Source organism: Treponema sp. OMZ 906, from assembly GCF_024181185.1.
Classification (GTDB): Bacteria; Spirochaetota; Spirochaetia; order Treponematales; family Treponemataceae; genus Treponema.
The window spans coordinates 2,794,100-2,812,357 of sequence record NZ_CP051196.1 but is presented as its reverse complement, the minus strand read 5'-3'; the positions used below and the strand labels follow the sequence as shown (position 1 = coordinate 2,812,357).

Sequence of the window (18,258 nt, the reverse complement as noted above, 5' to 3'; positions counted from 1 at the left end):
GACGATTATTATACTACTACTTTCCTTTTTTTGACAATATGAAATTTTAGGCTAAACACATCTGGCATTTTTAAGGTGAGTGGCGCCATTGTAGGCGCTCACCTTATACCTATGAAATTTCGCACTGAAAGCAGGGCTTGTATAAAAAGCGCTCCCAGTATAGGTTTAGGGGAAACTATCCAAAACTGAAGTTTTTGGGCAGCCCTATAGAGGAGGCTTTTCTATGAAATATGATTTTACAACAAGGATAAACAGAGCCGGTTCAGGTTCACGTAAATGGGATGCGATGTATCAGGTCAACCCGCACGTCGATTCGTCCGTTGTGCCGCTTTCGGTTGCCGATATGGAATTTAAAATGCCGCCGGAATTAACGGAAGGGCTCAAGCACTATCTTGATAACGCCGTGTTGGGCTATACGGGGCCGACTGCTGCATATAAAGAGGCGGTGCAAAATTGGATGAAGACACGGCACAATTGGACGATTAATCCTGATTGGATTGTCCCCACTGCGGGTATCGTACCCGCGATTTTTAATGCAGTTAGAGCTTTTACCGAACCGGGAGACGGCGTTATTTTGCTGTCGCCGGTGTATTATCCTTTTTTTAGAGCAATACGCTTGCAGGGACGGAATGTTGCAGCGTGTTCGTTGCAGGAAAACGGCGGCCGTTATACGATTGATTTTGAAGCACTGGAACGGCTCGCTGCGGATCCGCGGAATAAGGCACTGCTCTTTTGTTCTCCCCATAATCCTGTCGGCAGAGTGTGGACAAAAGAAGAGCTGCATAAAATAGAAGAAATCGTATTAAAACACAATCTTTGGCTGTTTTCGGATGAAATTCATTTTGATATTATCATGCCGGGGTATACGCATACCGTTTTTCAATCGTTGGGAGATGATCTTGCCGAACGGACAATCACTTTTACCGCGCCTTCAAAGACGTTCAACATTGCCGGGCTGGGAATCAGTAATATCATCATTAAAAATGAGAATATGCGGAAAACTTTTGTAAATGCTCAAGAGCTTGGGTCGGGAGCATTGTTCACGGCATTGAGCTATAAGGCCTGCGAAATTTGCTATACACAGTGCGCGGCGTGGCTCGATGAATTTTTATCCGTAATCGATGCCAATCAGCGCATTGTGCAGCAGTTTTTCCAAACGCACCATCCCGAAATTAAAGCGCCGCTCATCGAAGGCACGTATCTGCAATGGCTCGATTTTAAGGCGCTGGGAATGGAACACAAAGCTTTAGAAGAATTTATGACGCAGACGGCGCAAGTGTTCTTAGATGAAGGATATATCTTCGGTGACGAAGGCCGCGGTTTTGAACGAATTAACCTTGCAGCTCCTGCATCGATTATTACCGAGACCCTCGAACGGTTGAGCCGCGCATTGCGGAACTTGAAGCGGTAAAAATAATTATATCACGCATGGGCTGCATGCAAGCCAATCAACCTTACCGTTCAGTACAACTGTCTTCGATTGCTTCAAAAAACGACCTGATGCGTTTACATTCCTTCTGTGCGAAATTTTATCCGAAATTTTGCACATTTTTTCTAGCAGATGGGTAAACGCATCAGATAGAATCGATAAGAATCGCAGAATAAATAGGCTGTGAGACCATTTGAGCTGCATAGCGGCGAAATTCTGGTTGAACAGCCTATTTATTCTGCGGGACTACAAAAAAAACTGTCTGATGCGTTTACCCAGTTTTTCCGTTCTTTGCATCTTTAAAAAAGCTGACGATAATACAGATCATAATGATGCCGAGCGGGAATGCGGCAATAATCGATAAGCTTTGCAGCTGACTCAGATTACTGCCGGTAAGGATGAGCGCTGCCGGCAGCAAGATAAAGACAACCGACCAAAAAGCCCGCAGGCTTTTTTTAGGTTCGCTGCTTTCAAGCTGCCGCTGCGAATACGATGCGATAACCATTGTAATTGCGTCAAAAGTGCTCGCATAAAGAGCAATCATCGTGATAATGAGCAGCACTAAAACGACTTTCGCAAGCGGCAGCGTTTCCAAAATGCTTAAAATAATCTCGGCAGGAGCGATACCCTCTGCAAGCCGTTCGGCTGCCGGTAATAATCCGTGCGTTTCCAAATGGAGTCCGTAATTCCCCAGCACGATAAACGAGCAATAGGTTCCCGCGATGCCGCACATAAGTCCCCCCAGTACGGTATTCCGTACCGTCCGCCCCTCAGAGATTGTGCCGATAAAGAACGGCGTTGCGACAAACCATGCAATCCAATATGCCCAATAAAAAATTGTCCACTGCTGCGGGAACCCTGCGCCGTCTGCGCCCGAAATCCGTAAGGGATCCATCCATGTGGAAAGCGAGATAAAGTTTTGCAGCATCTTCCCGATGCCGGTTATACTCGTTTCGATAATATAGAGCTTAGGGCTGAACAAAAACACAAAGACAATAAGGCTTGAAAAACACACAACGGCAATTTTTGCCAGATGAGAGATACCTTTTATCCCCAACAGCACCGCCGAAGTGTATACCGCTGCAATAATGCAGAGTACGACCAAGGTAAGCATCCGTGATTCGGGAATGCCAGAGATGGTGGAGATTGCCAGCGACAACAGCGGCGTTGCCAGCGAGAACGTTGTCGCGGTTCCCGCTAACAGTCCCACAACCGAAAAGACATCGATGACGGTTCCCAGTATGCCGTCGATTTTTTTACCGAAAAGGGGACGACACGCTTCGGACAGTTTTTGCTTTTTCCGCTGCCGTACATGGAGCATATAGCCGAATGCAACGGCGCATACGATATGGAAGCTCCATGGGGTTATGCCCCAGTGGAACAGCGGGTATGTTGCTGCCCAATCTTGTTTTTCGGCTGTCGTAAGCAGATGTTTCCCGAATGGCGAGGCCGTGTAGTAATATCCCCATTCAATAAGAGACCAGTATAAAATATCGGCCGCCATCGTAGAGGTAAAGATCATGGCGCCCCATGCAAAATTACTATAGCGCGGTTTATCAAGCGAACCTAACCGTATCGTGCCGTATTTTGAAAAGGCCAGATAAAACGCGGTACATACTACTCCAAAGCCGAGCAATATATAGAAAAAACCGAGTTTGTTGACAAAAATATTCCATAGCGTATCGATTACTTTCATCGATTGCTGCGGGAAGATGATCAGCAATGCTGCAATGCCGGTTACAATGCCGAGCGGCAAAAGCGTAATAACCCAATCGATTTCTCCGAAACCGTGCTTTTTATCGAGCTTCCGAGTGCTCATGTTGTGTTTGTTCATTTGCTGTCTCGTTATTTTGTTCATCTGAAAATTCTGTTGTTTGTATACCGTGTATCTGCATAACGTGTTTGTAATAATCCTTTGCATACCGATACATCTTTAGTCCGTACTCACCGAAATTTTCTCCCAGCGCTTGTTTATAGCATGTCCACAGCGCCCATAAGAAGCCTGCAAGCGCAACATAGATATAGACTCGCAGTTTTTCTTCTCCTTCCGGATCGCGGCGGAAATAGCGATGCATAAGATCGTTTATTTGAGCTTCGGAAAAGTAAGAGTAAATAGAAAACATTGCAAGGTCAGCTAGCGGATCGCACATCGCGGCGTATTCCCAGTCGATCAGCTTTACCTCACTGTCGCTGATAATAAAATTATCGCAGATTAAATCAATATGAGTCAGCGCTTCCGGTTTTTTCAGCGTGTCGAGCAAATGAAGCAAGGCATTCATCTTTTCCCGGACTTCGGCATAATCGTAAAACAGAATGCCGTGCTTTGCTTCTGCCTGTTTTTCATAAAAATTAATCCGCTCTCTAAAATCGAAACGATGCCGCACCGTAATACCGGAAGTATGCAGTTTACGGGCTATCCACATACACGCTTCCAGATCGTTCGGATTGCGAGGATCCGCTATGTGCATATTTTCTTCAAACTGACTGATTTTTACGCCGGTCGTTTGGTCAAAATAAATAACCTTATCGGAGATACCGAGTGGCTCAATCGCCTTATACACCGCATGTTCCTGTTTCCGATTGATAAGAATATCAGTACCGGCGCCCGGAATACGGAAAATATATTTGTTGTTATTCAGTTCAAATATGAAAGATTTATTGGTCATTCCAAGCCGCAACGGACGCAAATTTTTAATCTGCATTTCAGGCTGCCCGAATACGCGGGAAATCATTTCCATCCATTTATTTTGTGTAGAAATCATGTATGAGGTATCGAATTGACGCAGCTCTTCTAACGATTCAAATTCATATACCTGATTGGCAGGCTGCTTATTTGCAAACATCGTCAACGTGTTTAAGTGACGGCTCAATACGTCTTCCCAGTACCAGTCGTCCGTATCCTCGCGATGATACGCTTCTTCAATCATCGGACGGATGGCATCGGAAAAAGCACGTGAAAAATAAACCGGCCCGTACATCACCCATGCGTTCCTACCGCCGACTTTCACCTTCATTATCTTGTCATGTAAACCAAGCTGCAGTACCCATTCGGTAGTCTTTTCGTTCACTTTTACGGACGAATACCATGAATCGTACTCATACGCGTGATACATATTTTTCCGCAGCCAGTTGTCGCTGGAAAGAATATACGTATTTTTGAGCCTATCGCGGACATGATACAGCGTTGAAAGATTATTTTTGCTTTCAAAATCGGGATTATACACAAGTTTTACATTGTATTTATCGATGAGGTACTCGAATGTGTCTTTCAGGTAGCCGACGACTACGGTGATATCGGTAATGCCCGCTTCCTGCAGCTGTTTGATCTGACGTTCAATCATTCGCTCACCGAAAACTTCCAGCAACCCTTTGGGGATGGCGTAGGTGAGCGGAATAAAGCGCGAACCGAAACCCGCGGCCATGATGATGGCATTATCAACCTTACATGAATCGTATTCGGTATGAGCTTTAATGGTTAACACTCTTTTTCCGATGGCGGGCAGCCCGTTTGTTTTAAGAAGGCCATCCTGTTCCATAGCAAAGAGAATTTGATTGACATACGCGAGCGATATTTTTAACGTTCCGGCAATATCTCGTTGCGTAATCGCCGGATTTTTTTTCATCAATTCGATAATCTGAAGGTACCGTCTTTTCATGTAACGGAGTATATTTTAGGTTTTGTTCACTGTCAATAGCAGCAGTAGCCAAAAGTGAACAACAATGCAGCGGCATCGCATCGGAAGACTGATAATGCAGTTTTGCAACGCTATTTACCCCTTATCTTGTGCCGTAATATGCAGCGTTTTCTCTATCTTTAAGAGGAACGGTATCGCTTCCGTTTTACCGGCAGCATCTTTGGAATTATCGACAGGCAACTTTATTTCAAACGGATTATCATTTGACCACACCACAACCGAAAGTGTAAGCGCAGCATCCTTTTTACCGGAAAAATGAATAATAACAGGAAAACCCGGACGAGGAGAAGACACAAACGTTGCCGTATCCCCGGAAGCATTTTGTTCAAATCGAACATCGGATTCAAAAATTGCAATATCATTCAGTGCGCTCAATGTTACGGAAAAAGCTTCAATTTTTAACGGCGAATCAATGGTAATAGTCCCGATGCTACGCTCAAAGTAATTTTCAAATGAGGTACGAACAGTTAAAAAACTATCCGCGGTTTCCGCTGAACCCTGTGTATTGCCGCGGGTGTAATCCATTATCTTTTCTTCCGTCGGAGAATCGATATATTTTTTTACAACACTGCTTTCATCACCGTTAAGGTGTTGAATTAACATCCAGCGATTATGAACGGTGTTCCTCGTTGCCGGCATAACGAATACCCAAAGCATTAATACGAGAAACAGCCCGCCCATAACCTTACATTGAATCGGTATCCTAAAAAACGGTTTAGTAATTTTTCTTTTCTTATCAATACTAAGACCAAGCCTGATTAAAAACAGATCAAACGGAACAAAAATACAGGCTGATGCAAGGTTGATAAAAAATATGATATGAAACATATACTCACGATAAAGAATAATATGCGTCACAAACGGCAGAAGTGGTAAAAAAAGACACATAATAAATATAATTTGCAGTACGATATTTTTAAAATGATAGGCAGCCACCGAAACAAAATAAATGACCATAAAGATGATTGAAAACGAAAGGTAAAAAAAAGAAAAAATAAAAATATTTAATAAACAAACGACATGAGCAATAAATCCGTAAATAAAACGATTTGCCGGAAGCGGAATAAATTTATTAAATGCGGTAACGGTAAACATAAAAAACAGTGCAAACACATATTTAATCAATAGCGCCGTCAACGGAAATGAACTCAGTTCGCTCACAGACGAAAAACGCAGATAAAAAAGTGCTTCCGTTATCTTGGAGCCTAAGAAAAAACCGAGCCAATTGACCAAGAAAAAATAGATCGGCATCCACCACAGTTTAAATAAATCTTTTACATGTTGATCCCGTTTTTTTCCGAATAAAAAGCTAAAAAACATCAACCATAATAAAAAGAGTATTGACGATACGATAAGCGTTATAACTATATGCTGCTCGTTGATGATAACAAGCTTTTTATGCAGTTTAAAAACAAAATAATGAGTATCCCATTCATTACTCATACTCTGAATAACTGCAGGCGCAACCGAAGAAAAAAAATCCGATAAATCCGCACCGGTTTCTATTTTTATTGCTGGAATATTCGCCTCATTATAGAGCCGTAAAGCAGGGTCATCAGGCAGCCAACCGAGACGGTGAAACACAACTGCGTTAGTATAAAAGTCAATAGGAATATTTTTTTGTTCCAAAGAAGCGTATACCGCTTTTAGAAACCATGCAGGGGTTGTCCCTTTCGATGTTCCCGTAATAATCCGCGCGCTATCAGATTTATCGGGGGCAACAAGACATACAGCGGCATTCGGATATGTGATCAAAGTCTGAATTAACGCCTTAGTCCCCTCGTACCGCTTTACGGGAATGTCAACCGGTAATTCGGAAATATCATTTTTCGTAATAGCAACAATGATATGGGTATCCGGCGCATCAGCGGATAATTGTTGTGCATATTTTTGCAGTTGCAGGGTTATAGCAGTCGCTTGATTATCACTACCTACCGATGCGGTAAAGACAATGACCTTATCCGTTTTAGGCCCAAATTCATAAAAAATATTTTCTGCAATCAGACCTTGCACCGGTAAAAGAAGAAAAAAGAATACCCAACACAAACGTACTGCCGGTAACAATACTCTCTGAAATAAATAGTTATGCACGCAACTCATAAACTGTCATAACCCTGTACCTTACCGGTTGAAAACCATATTTCGATACGCTTATACGAACGATTTATTCTTCGGACAATGGACGCAGCTTGTTGCCGTGCAGATTCCTCGGCAATGACATCGGGATGATATTTTTTCAATAAGTGTTTCCATGCTTTTTTGCAATAATCAAGCGGAACCCCCGGAAGCACTTGCAAAACGGCAAAATCTTCCGTTAAAGCATCGGGAACAGGCACACGTATCGGTTCAACCTTTTGTTCAGGTTCTTTGTACGTTCTTTTTTTAGGAACACGCCGCTCAATTTTATTTCCGGCGCTTCGGTATCTACCCTGCCGGCCTTCTACCGCTTGTTCAAAGGGATCTTCATCCGTTCCAAGCCTATCACGCAGCAAACTGCCAAGAGTTTCGTAATAATCAGACATTATCGTATTTTCCTTTCTATAATATCATCAAATACGGCGCCAGAACCTCCGGTAACATCTTTCTGCAAAACCGATCCGATAAAATAATGTAAATACTCAGGAGACTCTCCGGCGGTTAAATTCTTTTCGGTTCGTAAAACGGCAATATCGCTATTTTTCAGCACGGCGCCTTTCTGTAAATCTTTTACATAATGCAGCGAACGATTCGTTTTACCGTAATTATCTTTTTCTGCAGCAGCAAGTTTTTTTTCACCGTTACCGGTAATGCGCTGCAAAAAATCCTTGGAATAGCCGTAACTCTGTGCCGCCTTAAAAATATCTTCATCGGATTTACCGGTTAATTCTCTTACTATTTTTGACATCTGCAAAAACTGTGCGGGTTCCAACGCAACAGGATCATCGAGACCGGCATCGCTGCGGGAAAGACAAATATGCTTTTCAAGAATGCAGGCGCCGCTCAATAACCCCGCTATCGGAACTGCAGCAGGATCAAGCGAATGATCGCTGATACCGACGGGACTGTTAAACAACATCGCCAAGGATTGCAGCACAGCCGTATTATAATCCGTTTCCGGCGCAGGATAGGCCGTCACGCAATGAAGCAACGCCCGCATATCGGCAGATAACCCGTTACTTTCCAAACAGCTTATGGCACGTTCAATATCGCCAAGCCGAGAAACACCGGTCGAAAGAATAACCGGCAGTCCGAATGAAGCAACACGCTCAAGCAGCCGAAAATGATTGAGTTCCGGCGACGCAATTTTTATAAAAGCCGGATTAAGCTGCCGCAATTCATCGACGGAACGAAGCCCGAATGCCGAAGCTGAAAAAAGCATTCCAAGCTTATGCACGTACTGAGCCAATTTACCGTAAAAATCAAAACTGCATTCCAGCTCTCTAAAGCGTTCATAGAGGGGAATCCTTCCGGTCGGTAAATTCACAAAACCGGTATCGGGATGCAAAATTTCATCTGCATACACAATCTGAAATTTAACCGCGTCTGCTCCACTTTCTTTAGCAGCTGCTACCAACTCTTTCGCTTTTTGCAAGCTGCCGTTATGCCCCGTTCCAATCTCCGCAATAATCAACACGTGCTCTTGCGATGAAAATATGTTTTTTCCTACCGTAAACGCTTTTATCATACTGAGCTTAGTATAGTAAAAACCGCCAATTCTGTATATCTCAAAAAGTTTTCAGTAGCAGAGCTTTTCAGTCAAGCTATTTCGGTAGTCAATTCCTTATTTTCTCCACTGTTCATAACCTCTGCATAATCGATGTAAAACTTGTTTATAAGACCTATGCTACTGTGTACATCTTTTTCAGCTGTGCATAACGATACAAATTGTGAACAATTCAAACATCATTATTCAAGCGCTAACTAACGGCTAACCAATGCTTTAACCTAAATATCAAGAAATTCACAGTGCCTACTATTACTATTACTAAATTTATATTATAATAAAGATAACCTCTTTTTAGGAGAAATCATGAAATTTACATTTACTAAAGAAGTTTTACTGAAAGAAATGGCTATTGCTCAAGAAATCATTTCAAACAAGACAGCAATATCCATATTATCAAATGTTCTGCTTATAGCAAAAGAAGGCAGCTTAACAATTCGTGCAACCGATATAAAAGTAGCCTTTGAAACAAAAATTCCCGTCGATATTGCCGAAGAAGGTGCAACAACCGTATTCTGTGATAAATTTACCAGCATTATCGCTTCAATGCCTTCAGGCGAAATAGAAGCGGAGCAAAAAGATCAAAAACTCATTATCCGTTCTATCAGCAAAAAAGCGAAATTCTCTCTTAAAACCATATCAGATAACGACTTTCCTCCTTTTACCGATTCTTCAAACGTTCAATTCTTCGAAGTTCCTGCAAAAGAATTTAAAGAAATGATAACTCAAACGATTTTTGCTGTTTCCGATGATGAAACTCGTTACTTTATGAATGGTGTCTACATGGAAAAGAAAGAAAACAATCTGATCTTTGCAGCTACCGATGGCAGAAGATTAGCATTTATTCAACATGATTTCGGAATTGCTTTACCTGATTTTAAAGGAAGCATTATTCCTCCTAAAATTCTTTCTATTGTGCAACGTCGATCTTCGGAAGAAGGTATGATTTCTATCGGAATAAGCGAAAAAAACATATTTTTCCGCTTCAATGCTTATAACTTTTCTTCGGTTTTAATAGACGGTCAATTCCCGAACTACGAACGAGTTATTCCCGAATCTCAAGCACATCATTTTGAAGCCCAATGTGATGATTTCTTACAGGCTTTAAAAAGAGTTGCCTTGCTTGTAGAGCAAAAATCCAAACGGATATTTTTAAAAATTTCTGCCGGTACACTCTCCATCACATCAAATGAAAATGAACTTGGAACGGCAAACGAAGAAATTCCCTGTAAATATGAAGGTGAAGAAATAACCATCGCCTTAAATTATATGTACCTTGAAGAACCGCTCAAGGTACTCGGTTCGGAAAATATCCGCATAGAATTTACCGATCCGATGCGTGCAATCACGTTACGGCCGGAAACAGATACTCATTTCTTTCATATCATTATGCCGATGCAAATGGAGTAGTATTTGTGCCGTTTTTGTCGATCTCTTTTTACAACTTCAGGAACCTTGAGGACAAGGCAATTGACCTCTCCGCTCCTGAAGTTTTTTTAGTCGGTCAAAATGGTCAAGGTAAAACAAACCTACTGGAAGCGTTATACCTTGCCGCTTATGGAAATTCCTTTAGAACCAGAAACGAAGCGGAAATATATAAAAAAAATACGAATGAATACAGTATTCGCGTCTTATTTAAAGAAAACGAAGAGCGGAGCCATAGCATATCGATTATTTCAAAAGATAAAAAAAAAATCATAGAAAAAAACTTAAAGAAAATTCACGACAGAAAAGATTTCATCTCAACTATTCCTTGCATTCTCTTTTGCCATGATGATTTGAATTTTGCGACAGGAGCACCGGAACGCCGCCGTTTTTTTATCGATCAATCTCTTTCTCTCTATGATCCGTCATATATCGATATTCTACGTAACTTTACAAAATTACTAAAATCACGCAATCTCGTATTAAAAGAAAAAAAGAGCGAAATACTGGATGTCATTGACGCGCAGCTCATTCCTATAGGCATACAAATTATAGAAAAGCGTCGTACACTTATTGAATCGTTCAATAAAATATTCTCTTCGTTATATGAAAATATCGGTGGGATAGATTCCGTGATGATCGATTACAGTCCTTCATGGAAATCGACGAATTTTGATGAAGTGTTAATCTCATTAATAGAAAAACGCCAGCTCGATTTTGCCATGAATACCAGTATGTCGGGGCCTCATCGCGATAAGATACGCTTTATCCGTAATAAAAAGCCTTTTGTACAAACCGCTTCTATGGGGCAGCAACGCTTGCTTTCTCTTGTCTTGAGAGCTGCTCAGGCATATTTTTATACGGAAAAGACGAAACGGTTGCCGGTATTGCTGATGGACGATGTTCTTTTGGAACTTGATCCTGAAAAACGGAAAAATTTTACCGAGCATTTGCCTCGCTATGATCAGCTTATCTGTACATTCCTTCCGGGTGAACCGTATCAAAATTATATACGCGAAAAAAGCCGTGTGTACATTGTTTCCGAGGGCAGCTTCCGTGCAGAATGACGTAAAAAAGCTTTCAGAGTTGATTATGAGCTATCTTGATAAGGTAGGGCTTTTTGAACAATCAAAGGTATTGGAAGTATATTCATCATGGGCGTCTATTGTTGGAGAGAAGCAAGCTGCCCATTCCAAGTTGCTTGATATTAAACATCAAACGGCGGTTATTGAAGTTGATCATCCCGGATGGAGTCAGCAGATTTTATTAAACAAAAAATATATTTTGCGAAATTTTCAAAAAAGATATCCTCAACTGGAAGTTAAGAATATTTCGGTTATTGTTTCATCACATTATGAGATTTCTCATCAATTTGGAAATACTGAAAATAGTGCTAAAGTGGTTCCCGATAAACAAAAAGTGACTGAAAAAGCTGCCGTACTATCAACACAGCTGGAAACGTCGATAAAAACTGATGATGTTGTAAAAACAGAATTACCGCAAGAAGTACAAAAAGCCTTTGAAAGATTGAGAATATCTATTAGCGAAAGAGATTAGAATAAATAACAGCGGATGAGGGGAGTCGGACCCCCGTCACGAGCTTGGGAAGCTCGGGTAATAGCCGTTATACGACATCCGCAGAACTTTTAAAGAATATCATTTATTGGTGTGGTACGTCAAGATATCAATTTGATAAGTTTAATGAAAAAAACGATATAAGCAACACCTGTGCAACAAACGAGAAGATTACCTCGATAAAGCAATAAAAGAATTAAAATTATATGAATAGAGATTTTCTTACAATCCTTTAAATGTTTCACGTGAAACATTCTGGGATACTATTTGTGAAACTTGTAAAAATAAATAACCTTGATACAGAGCATATATTGTACAGCAATAGAATATTAAACTCTCCGCACGAATAAAAAAGCCCCTCAAATATGTGAAGGGCTTTTCGTTAAAGTGTTGATTAAAACTGCTGATTTTGAAAGTAGTTATGAGTTGATACGTTCTTGATATTCATTTGATTCAGTGTTGACCAATATTTTTTCGCCCTGTTTAATAAAGAGCGGAACACGAACTACAAGGCCTGTTTCTGTTGTGATGGGCTTTGTTGCTCCTGAAACGGTATCACCTTTTACATAATTTTCGCTTTCTGCAACTTCAAACACCATTTTTGCCGGAATTTTTACATCGATAGGGTTTCCTTCCCAAATAAGGATTTCGTATTCATCTCCTTCCCGCAGATAGTATTTTTTATCGTTGATAATATCTGACGGAACTGAAATCTGATCATAACTTTCGGTGTCCATAAAGAGGTAGCTTTCCCCGTCTTCATATTGATACTGTCCTTTGTGTGTATCTACTGTTGCGTCTTCTACCGTATCGGCTGTTTTTATTGTTTGAGTTAAAACAGCTCCATCTTTTAAATTCTTCATCTTAACACGTGCAAACGCAGCTCCCTTTCCGGGATTTACAAATTCCCGTTCGACCACTAAATACGGACTACCTTTGTGTAATAACACCGTGCCTTTTGCAATATCTCCGCCTCTAATCATATTTCACCTCATATAAAATAAATTAGTATTTCAAAAACTGCGTGAAGGAAAGTTCAAAAAGTGATAATTTAAAAGGGTTTTCTTTTCTGAACTGTCTGAAATTTTATAAATCGTTATTGTATAATGATTTATTTAATAAACAGACTTGTTTCACAAATAATCTTTTTGAATATACCGAATGAAAAATCATATCAGTTTTTTTTAACTTATACAAGATTCGTATATCAACTTCGTATTGAATAAAAAGTGACATTTAATTCAGTTTAACCAAAGGGATCTTTATTGTCATTGCATCTCCTATAAAAACTTTATGTTTTTTGAAATTTCCAGGGAAGCCTTTTCCGTTATAATTACTGAATCCGAACGGCTCTTTTGGTATACCTATTGCATTTGTATTTAATTTTCCATCGTTGTTGATATCATGGTAAACACAAAAAGCGTAATCACCGCTTTTTAGTTGTATGTGATAAACCGCTTTTTCTTTATATGCCGTTAGCTTGACGGTTTGATATGGAAGCCGTTTGTTGAAACTTTCAGCCGAATTATGAATACTTATAACTAACGTTCCCGAATCTTCTGTTATATCGGTGATGACGATTTCTACGTCATAAAGCGTTTCGTTCTGCGTTGTTTGGGAATACACCAAACCGAGAAACGTCATACAGAAAAATATAGTAAATATTTTTTTCATAGTATATCTTCCTTTATATAATTTTCAAAACGACACTGTTCGAATACATCCGTACCTATAAGTGTGATCGCCTTTGCGGGACAGTTGTTTATGCACCGGTAACATATCGTGCAGTTTCCGGGATAAAATACAGCTTTATTGTTTTCGATATATAATGATTTTGAAGGGCAATTTGCCGCGCATATTCCGCAGCCGATGCAGCGCTCCATTCGGACATTGAGTCGTTCGCTCAGTTTTTTTGCATGTCGTTTAAACCATAGGCGTTGTCCGAACAGACCTACAATTCTGTGTAAAAAAGATAAACCATTTTTTGGGTATATTCCGTGTTTTATACATTCCGCCGTTTGTATAATCTTTTTTTGCGCTGCCGATATGAGTGCGGTATTTTCATCCGGCTTTTTTTTCAATAGTTTTACATCGGCAATACAGTCCGGCATACGTATGTGTAGACCTCCTATAATGACGGCTCCGTATTTTTGAAGCAGCCGTGCTGCAATGCCCGCTCCATCGCCGCTGAAAAGTCCCATCGTCGCAATAACAAAAACGTGCTTTCCGCAAAACATATCGGCATGTTCAAAAATAAATGTTTTTACAATACGCGGAATATCGCTAAAATAAATGGGGTAACCCAGTGCAATTTCATTCGATATGCGTAAGACTTCGAGCGCTTCGGGTGCTTCTATACTGACAGCTTTGCCATTTGTCGTTTTTGTCAATACTTCCATGCAATATTTTGTATTGCCCGTTCCACTGAAATAAATTCCGTTCATATACTATTCCATGCGCCGTTATTTTAAAAAAGACGGTTCAAGTAAATCCATAAAATCGATGATTTTTTCTTTCCAGTTTTTGTCGTAGTAGACATTTTTCATTGTCGCCAACGCTGTAAGCCCGTGTATAAAAGCCCATATTGTTATTAAAATATCATTTTGTTTTTCCTTCGGATATTTATTTTGCTTGAGTAATGACAGAACGTTATTTTTATACAGAATATAAGGGCTATAATTTTCCTCATCTGGTATAGATAACGTTAAATCCACCTTTATATCGGATTTGGAATATAAAAACTGAAAATAGGCGGGATTTTCAATAAAAAAAGAAACATAGGCTATACCTAGATTTTTTAACAATCCGGCAGTATCTTTATTTTCACTGATAGCCGTTTTGAGTGCTTTTGAAAAACGCTTGGTGATATGCAGCTGCATTGCATTAAGTAATTCTTCTTTGTTGTGAAAATGACTGTAGGGAGCAGCATGGCTGACTTTGCAAGCTGCGGCAGCTTTTCTTAGCGAAAAAGATTGCAAGCCTTCGGTATTGACGATTTCGATACCCTTTTCAATTAATAGATTTTTTAGATCCTTGCGATGATACGGCAGATTCGATTCACACATAAACACCTTCCTCTCTAATCTTGACATTGTTAAGATGATAGCTAAAAATCTTTACAATGTCAAGATTAGGGTATCAATATTGAAGAGATATATGATAAATTGTTCCTGAAACACTATCCTCCATAGGCAGAATAGACTTTCATCCCTCTTTTCCACACCATTGTACACGATATACCAAGGATTGTTATCCAGCCGAATGCTTTGCATAAAGAAAAAAGAGCGGAATGCATCGGCATATCATCAAGTAAAAGGCTTACCGGAATATGAGAGATAAAGGCAAAGGGGAGGTTTTTTAAAAAGGTAAATACGGATTTTGGTAAAAGAACGAGCGGGAAAATAATACCGGCGGAAATATGTTTAAGTACCCGTATTGAGGTATACAGTGAAGAAACTCGAGAAAAATAAAAACTATAGAGTGCTATCAAAAAATCAATTAAAAAGTTGATAAGATACCCTGTAACTAAAAAAGCTGCAAAAAAGACAATTTTCCATACGGACAACATAAATATAAAATATCCGTGCAGCACAAAATATAAAACCGTAATCGGAAGGGCATTCATAACAATAAAAACAAAACGATACGGTAAATCGACGGCAAGTTGATACAATGCATAGTTATACGGTTTTATCAGATACTGATTGAGAGAACCGAGTCTTATATCATCTGAAATTTTGAATACGGAAGTTGTCGAAGTAATATTGTATGTAATTAACGTTAAAAAGTAATACGACACTATTCCGTTTGCTTCAAGAGGAATGGTGCTGCTCTGAGCAGTAACGGCAAGCCACAATAAGACATTAACGGTAAAAGGAACGAGCGAAAACAAAAATCCTGAAATAAAATTAGCTCTGTATTCCAATTGATTTGCTAAGCTTATCTTAAAAATTTTATAATAGGTATTCATAATTTTTTCCTATAGTGAATTAAAAATAGTGTCTTAAAAAATCACTCATCTGCCCTGTACAATTTTCTGATAACGTCTTCCATGGATATATTTTCAATGGTAATATCGCTTAAATCTTCAATAAACTCATTGGAAATATTTTTTAGTATATCCAAACTTTCAGTTGAATCCGCAGAAATTTTTACCGTATCGTCAGCTGTTTTTTCTGCAGTGCCGACTCCTTTTTGTTGAAGCATGGTTATTATTTTTTCAGCTGTCGGAAATTTTAATTTGAGGATAAAATACTTTTGATTGAGAAAGGTGTTTTTAAAATTAATAAAAGAATCCGAGTATATCTTTTCTCCGTTATTTATCAAAATCAATTCGCTGCAAAGGGAAACAATATCGTTAAAATTATGACTTGTTAATATAAGCGTCGCATGATACGTACTGCAATAGTGCTTTAAAAAATCCCGTATGTTGTATTGCGTAATGACATCAAGGCCTATTGTGGGTTCATCAAGAAAAATGAGTTTCGGTTTATGAATTAAAGCCGCTATCAATTCCATCTTCATCCGTTCCCCCAACGACAGCCGCCTCACCTGAACATTTACCTGTTTTTCTACACCGAGTATTTCAATCATTGTGTGCAGCGTTTTTTGATACTCGGCCTCTTCAATTTCATAAATTGTTTTATTAAGTTCAAAAGAATCGATGGCGGGCAGATCCCACCAAAGTTGACTTTTATTCCCCATCACCATCGAAATTTGCCGCAGATACTCTTCTTTCTTTTCAAAGGGATTATATTGCAAGACACTCAGATTTCCTGTCGTCGGAAGTATTAAACCGGATAGCATTTTAAGGGTCGTCGTTTTTCCCGCGCCGTTTAAACCGATTAACCCCGTTATCGAGCCCTGATTAATTTGAAAAGAAAGATTTTTTACCGCAGGCTTATACAATTTTTCACGTTTAAACAAGTTTTTAATACTGCCTTTCAGCCCTGCCTCTTTTTTATAATACGTATAACTTTTGCAAATATTTTCTGCAACAATAATCTTTTCGCTTCTAACTGCCTGATCCGACATAACGCTTTACTCCTTTTTTAAAAATAAAATTCGATAATAACAAAAATAGTACATTTAAGATAAAAGCATAGAAAATAGCGCGTACAGATAATTGTTTAACGATGAACAGAACAGGGAAATTAAAGCAAACAAACAAGGGAATAACAAAGGTTAAAATTTTTTGAATCACTTTCGGATATATCTGCATCGGTTTATTTCCAATAGTAATTAATTCCGAGCCTATCCCCATAACAATATCCATCCGCATAAACCAAAAAGCAAGGCTCATCAATATAAACATAATCGAATAAATTAAAAAAAGGCCATTCAGTGAAAGCAGAATATACATCACTCCTTTTAACGGTGTGATAGGAATATTCAAATGTATAAGGCAATATATCAAACCGATAGTGTTTATGGCGATATTTTTTATTTGTGGAATGTCGAATGCATGGCATGAAATATTAAAGCGTGGATTTAACGGTTTTAATAATATAAAATCCAAGGTACCGGTATTGATCATTTCGGGCAGTCTTTTTAATCCCGATACTATCGCAAAAGTAAACACAGAGTCCGTCAAGCCGCCCTGAAAAGTCAACATCAGCATTTGATATTTATCCCACCCGTTTATCGTGTTGGTATGAATAAAAATCGTGTCTATAAAAATGATATACATAAACAGCCACACCAGCTCAAAAGTTCCGCCGCTTATAAAATCAAACTTATATTCCAGTAGATTCATAAGGGAACCTTTAAAATAGGCTTTTAATAGTGGAAGGTATCTTTTCATTACGCTGTACACTCTTTCCGGCAGTAGCGATGTTTTGAACCTTCCGTTCAAAACTCGCAGTTCAGGAATATCCACAGATGGGCATTCCTTGACTACGTATCTGCCTTAAAATAAATTGCACCAAATACTATCACAGCACGGCGACAGCTATCTGTCGTAATTGGATAAAAAAATTACATTTTTTTACAAAAGTTTTTTTACCAGCTTCAAGAAAGTCGGTATTAATGATGCTATCATAACAACATTGTAAATAATGAAAACCGGAAGAATTTTACGAATATTTTTTTTATTAAATACTAACATAGCTATACCTAGTATAAACAAAATAATTGCTACATAGCAAAACATTATTAGCTCTTTCATTGGTAAAGAAAGGTGAGCAAAATAAAACAATATCATTACAATCGCAGCTAATAACGCAAAAAAATATAATAGTATACCTAACTGATTTGCGACCGATTCAATATCATATTGTGCCTTTTCTTCATCCGGCATAGTATTGTACCCCGCTATTAAGTCGTATGCTTTTAATTCTCTAATTATAATACCGCCGCCGGCGAATGAAAGGAACATTAATAGTAAAATAATATATAACATAAAGCACCTCCGAGCACGTTAGCGTGTTTAT

17 protein-coding genes and 1 tRNA gene are annotated in these 18,258 nt (G+C 39.2%); 4 read left to right on the top strand and 14 right to left on the bottom strand.

The features are described from left to right. The first annotated feature begins 223 nt into the window (after positions 1 to 223). The gene (locus tag E4N69_RS12655) at positions 224 to 1,411 is read left to right on the top strand and encodes a MalY/PatB family protein (protein WP_253824058.1); all 1,188 of its coding nucleotides are present in this window, start codon (positions 224 to 226) and stop codon (positions 1,409 to 1,411) included. A gap of 289 nt (positions 1,412 to 1,700) precedes the next feature. Here the strand turns inward: E4N69_RS12655 and E4N69_RS12650 are convergent, their stop codons facing one another. The 5 genes from E4N69_RS12650 to E4N69_RS12630 form a co-directional block, all read right to left on the bottom strand. After that, positions 1,701 to 3,263 (bottom strand): BCCT family transporter, encoded by a 1,563-nt coding sequence (locus E4N69_RS12650; protein ID WP_253824057.1) that lies wholly within the window; start codon positions 3,261 to 3,263, stop codon positions 1,701 to 1,703. Continuing rightward, positions 3,226 to 5,085: a phosphotransferase gene (locus E4N69_RS12645; RefSeq protein WP_253824056.1), complete on the bottom strand. Its 1,860-nt coding sequence runs from the start codon at positions 5,083 to 5,085 to the stop codon at positions 3,226 to 3,228. The genes E4N69_RS12650 and E4N69_RS12645 overlap by 38 nt, the downstream gene beginning before the upstream one ends. 114 nt (positions 5,086 to 5,199) lie before the next feature. Continuing rightward, on the bottom strand, positions 5,200 to 7,170 hold the full coding sequence (locus tag E4N69_RS12640; RefSeq protein ID WP_253824055.1) for a hypothetical protein: 1,971 nt from the start codon (positions 7,168 to 7,170) through the stop codon (positions 5,200 to 5,202). Positions 7,171 to 7,220: 50 nt separating this feature from the next. Then, a complete protein-coding gene (locus E4N69_RS12635; RefSeq protein WP_253824054.1) occupies positions 7,221 to 7,646 on the bottom strand; it encodes a J domain-containing protein in 426 nt (141 codons plus the stop codon). Beyond that, on the bottom strand, positions 7,646 to 8,788 hold the full coding sequence (locus E4N69_RS12630; RefSeq protein ID WP_253824053.1) for an N-acetylneuraminate synthase family protein: 1,143 nt from the start codon (positions 8,786 to 8,788) through the stop codon (positions 7,646 to 7,648). Before E4N69_RS12630 ends, E4N69_RS12635 begins: the two co-directional genes overlap by 1 nt. Before the next feature lie 345 nt (positions 8,789 to 9,133). Between E4N69_RS12630 and dnaN the strand changes: the two genes are divergently transcribed. Genes dnaN through E4N69_RS12615 form a run of 3 tightly spaced genes read left to right on the top strand, consistent with a single transcriptional unit; the run spans position 9,134 to position 11,809 of the window. Then, positions 9,134 to 10,237, top strand: coding sequence for a DNA polymerase III subunit beta (gene dnaN, locus E4N69_RS12625; protein WP_253824052.1), 1,104 nt, complete (start codon positions 9,134 to 9,136; stop codon positions 10,235 to 10,237). Positions 10,238 to 10,242: 5 nt separating this feature from the next. Further along, the gene (locus tag E4N69_RS12620; RefSeq protein ID WP_253824051.1) at positions 10,243 to 11,319 is read left to right on the top strand and encodes a DNA replication/repair protein RecF; all 1,077 of its coding nucleotides are present in this window, start codon (positions 10,243 to 10,245) and stop codon (positions 11,317 to 11,319) included. 25 nt (positions 11,320 to 11,344) lie between these two features. Next, positions 11,345 to 11,809: a DciA family protein gene (locus E4N69_RS12615; protein WP_253824050.1), complete on the top strand. Its 465-nt coding sequence runs from the start codon at positions 11,345 to 11,347 to the stop codon at positions 11,807 to 11,809. Positions 11,810 to 11,819: 10 nt separating this feature from the next. Here the strand turns inward: E4N69_RS12615 and E4N69_RS12610 are convergent. From E4N69_RS12610 to E4N69_RS12570, 9 genes are all read right to left on the bottom strand, one after another. Beyond that, positions 11,820 to 11,891: transfer RNA gene (locus E4N69_RS12610), tRNA-Gly, on the bottom strand. A 355-nt stretch (positions 11,892 to 12,246) separates the two neighbouring features. After that, positions 12,247 to 12,810, bottom strand: coding sequence for an elongation factor P (efp, locus tag E4N69_RS12605; RefSeq protein WP_162664678.1), 564 nt, complete (start codon positions 12,808 to 12,810; stop codon positions 12,247 to 12,249). 253 nt (positions 12,811 to 13,063) lie between these two features. Beyond that, complete coding sequence (locus E4N69_RS12600; RefSeq protein WP_162664677.1) at positions 13,064 to 13,501, bottom strand: DUF2141 domain-containing protein; 438 nt, start codon at positions 13,499 to 13,501, stop codon at positions 13,064 to 13,066. Next, entirely contained in the window at positions 13,498 to 14,271 is a 774-nt protein-coding gene (locus E4N69_RS12595) for an EFR1 family ferrodoxin (protein ID WP_206182623.1), read from the bottom strand. Before E4N69_RS12595 ends, E4N69_RS12600 begins: the two co-directional genes overlap by 4 nt. A gap of 18 nt (positions 14,272 to 14,289) precedes the next feature. Further along, positions 14,290 to 14,892 carry a TetR/AcrR family transcriptional regulator gene (locus E4N69_RS12590; RefSeq protein ID WP_253824049.1) on the bottom strand — a complete coding sequence of 201 codons (603 nt, stop codon included), beginning with the start codon at positions 14,890 to 14,892 and terminating at the stop codon, positions 14,290 to 14,292. Positions 14,893 to 15,005: 113 nt separating this feature from the next. Then, positions 15,006 to 15,797: an ABC transporter permease gene (locus tag E4N69_RS12585; protein WP_253824048.1), complete on the bottom strand. Its 792-nt coding sequence runs from the start codon at positions 15,795 to 15,797 to the stop codon at positions 15,006 to 15,008. Positions 15,798 to 15,838: 41 nt separating this feature from the next. Next, a complete protein-coding gene (locus tag E4N69_RS12580; protein ID WP_253824047.1) occupies positions 15,839 to 16,861 on the bottom strand; it encodes an ABC transporter ATP-binding protein in 1,023 nt (340 codons plus the stop codon). Continuing rightward, positions 16,842 to 17,630, bottom strand: coding sequence for an ABC transporter permease (locus tag E4N69_RS12575; protein WP_371922389.1), 789 nt, complete (start codon positions 17,628 to 17,630; stop codon positions 16,842 to 16,844). The genes E4N69_RS12580 and E4N69_RS12575 overlap by 20 nt, the downstream gene beginning before the upstream one ends. 183 nt (positions 17,631 to 17,813) lie before the next feature. Then, on the bottom strand, positions 17,814 to 18,227 hold the full coding sequence (locus E4N69_RS12570) for a DUF3784 domain-containing protein (RefSeq protein WP_253824045.1): 414 nt from the start codon (positions 18,225 to 18,227) through the stop codon (positions 17,814 to 17,816). Positions 18,228 to 18,258: the final 31 nt, after the last annotated feature.

What these genes read in the sequence shown, in the direction of transcription:
- E4N69_RS12655 (WP_253824058.1), top strand. Translation starts at nt 224, where the DNA reads ATGAAATATGATTTTACAACAAGGATAAACAGAGCCGGTTCAGGTTCA.
- E4N69_RS12650 (WP_253824057.1), bottom strand. Translation starts at nt 3,263, where the DNA reads ATGAACAAACACAACATGAGCACTCGGAAGCTCGATAAAAAGCACGGT.
- E4N69_RS12645 (WP_253824056.1), bottom strand. Translation starts at nt 5,085, where the DNA reads ATGAAAAGACGGTACCTTCAGATTATCGAATTGATGAAAAAAAATCCG.
- E4N69_RS12635 (WP_253824054.1), bottom strand. Translation starts at nt 7,646, where the DNA reads ATGTCTGATTATTACGAAACTCTTGGCAGTTTGCTGCGTGATAGGCTT.
- E4N69_RS12630 (WP_253824053.1), bottom strand. Translation starts at nt 8,788, where the DNA reads ATGATAAAAGCGTTTACGGTAGGAAAAAACATATTTTCATCGCAAGAG.
- dnaN (WP_253824052.1), top strand. Translation starts at nt 9,134, where the DNA reads ATGAAATTTACATTTACTAAAGAAGTTTTACTGAAAGAAATGGCTATT.
- E4N69_RS12615 (WP_253824050.1), top strand. Translation starts at nt 11,345, where the DNA reads ATGAGCTATCTTGATAAGGTAGGGCTTTTTGAACAATCAAAGGTATTG.
- efp (WP_162664678.1), bottom strand. Translation starts at nt 12,810, where the DNA reads ATGATTAGAGGCGGAGATATTGCAAAAGGCACGGTGTTATTACACAAA.
- E4N69_RS12600 (WP_162664677.1), bottom strand. Translation starts at nt 13,501, where the DNA reads ATGAAAAAAATATTTACTATATTTTTCTGTATGACGTTTCTCGGTTTG.
- E4N69_RS12595 (WP_206182623.1), bottom strand. Translation starts at nt 14,271, where the DNA reads ATGAACGGAATTTATTTCAGTGGAACGGGCAATACAAAATATTGCATG.
- E4N69_RS12590 (WP_253824049.1), bottom strand. Translation starts at nt 14,892, where the DNA reads ATGTGTGAATCGAATCTGCCGTATCATCGCAAGGATCTAAAAAATCTA.
- E4N69_RS12585 (WP_253824048.1), bottom strand. Translation starts at nt 15,797, where the DNA reads ATGAATACCTATTATAAAATTTTTAAGATAAGCTTAGCAAATCAATTG.
- E4N69_RS12580 (WP_253824047.1), bottom strand. Translation starts at nt 16,861, where the DNA reads ATGTCGGATCAGGCAGTTAGAAGCGAAAAGATTATTGTTGCAGAAAAT.
- E4N69_RS12575 (WP_371922389.1), bottom strand. Translation starts at nt 17,630, where the DNA reads ATGAAAAGATACCTTCCACTATTAAAAGCCTATTTTAAAGGTTCCCTT.
- E4N69_RS12570 (WP_253824045.1), bottom strand. Translation starts at nt 18,227, where the DNA reads ATGTTATATATTATTTTACTATTAATGTTCCTTTCATTCGCCGGCGGC.